Annotated in this window: 1 protein-coding gene and 1 pseudogene; both read right to left on the reverse strand. The window is 75.5% G+C overall.

The window, feature by feature from the left end; genetic code table 11:
* Positions 1-29: 29 nt before the first annotated feature.
* A complete protein-coding gene (locus tag AN218_RS37630; protein WP_070020151.1) occupies positions 30-386 on the reverse strand; it encodes a hypothetical protein in 357 nt (118 codons plus the stop codon).
* Positions 383-1198: pseudogene (locus AN218_RS29610) on the reverse strand (hypothetical protein); the annotation flags it as partial. The gene AN218_RS37630 and the pseudogene AN218_RS29610, both read right to left, overlap by 4 nt.

Below are 1198 nucleotides of genomic sequence, written 5' to 3' on the forward strand. Positions count from 1 at the left end.
CCGCACGGATTTCCCGTGCGGGCGCCGCCTCAGTCCGTACGGGGCCCGTCGGCGCCGTCGCTGCCACCGGCGTCGTCGTCTGTACGGGTGGGGCCGGACGGGTCCGAGGCCGCGCCCGACTGCGCGTAGCCGCCGCGCAGTTCGTCCATCGGCATCGCGTCCAGGTCCCGCGGCCTGCCCGCACGGTGCCGCCGTACGGCGCTCCGCACGGCGAACGTCACCAGCGCCGTACAGGCCGCGGCGAGCAGCGCCGCCGGAATCGCCGCCAGCAGCAGGGGCGTCGGGATCCGCCACCGCCCGAGCGCGTCCATCGCGTACGCCAGGGCGACGCCCGTCAGCAGCAGGCCCAGCAACAGCCGTGCGGGCTCGAAGCGATGGCGCCTCACCGGTGCTCACCGTGCCGCTCGTCCCGGGGCACGACCTGGCCCGGGGCATGGTCGGTGCGCGCGCCCGAGGGCAGCACCCGCACGATCTCAAGCTGTCCGGCGCCCACTTCGGCCGAGAGCCGCAATGTGCCGTCCTCTCCCTTGCCGCCCTTGCCCGTCTCTTTCGCCGTCCCGTCCTCGCGCCCGCCGGACGGCAGCAGCGTGAGCCGCTCGTGCCGTCCGAGACCGCCGGAGTGCTCCACCGCGTACCCGTTCTCGGCACGCCCCGAGGGCATGGGCACCCGCAGCTCGCCCGCGGCGATGTCCGCGTCGAGTTCGACGCGGGTGCCGCTCGGCACGACCACCTTCAGCGTTCCGGCGCCGATCCGCGCCGTCGTCCGTACGGTCCGCTGATCCCCGCTGAATCGCAGCCCGCCGAGGTCGAGTTCGGCCGAGCCGCCGTCCAGTCCGTACGACGCCGCGACGTCGGAGGCGTCGGCCGGTGCCCAGGTCACATCGCGCCAGTCCTTCGTGCCGATGCTCTTGGGGAGCACGGAGGCGGCGGCCAGCAGGACGGCGGTGACGACCGTGAGGAAGACCGTGCCCAGACCCGTACGGCCCGCGAACGCGGTGACCGCGAGGCCGATCCCGTACACCGCCAGCGCACAGGCCAGCCCCACGGTCAGGCTCGTGCCCAGCGGCCGCGAGTCCCAGCCCGGTGCGGCGCCCGCGACGGCCGCGATCGTCGCGAGCAGCGTGACGAGACCCCCGAACGACCGCTCGCGGCGCGGGCGTCGGGACACGGCGGGCTCGCCGGCCCGGGTGCCGTCGGG

The sequence above is a fragment of the Streptomyces nanshensis genome (genome assembly GCF_001751255.1).
GTDB classification, from domain to species: Bacteria; Actinomycetota; Actinomycetes; order Streptomycetales; family Streptomycetaceae; genus Streptomyces; species Streptomyces nanshensis_A.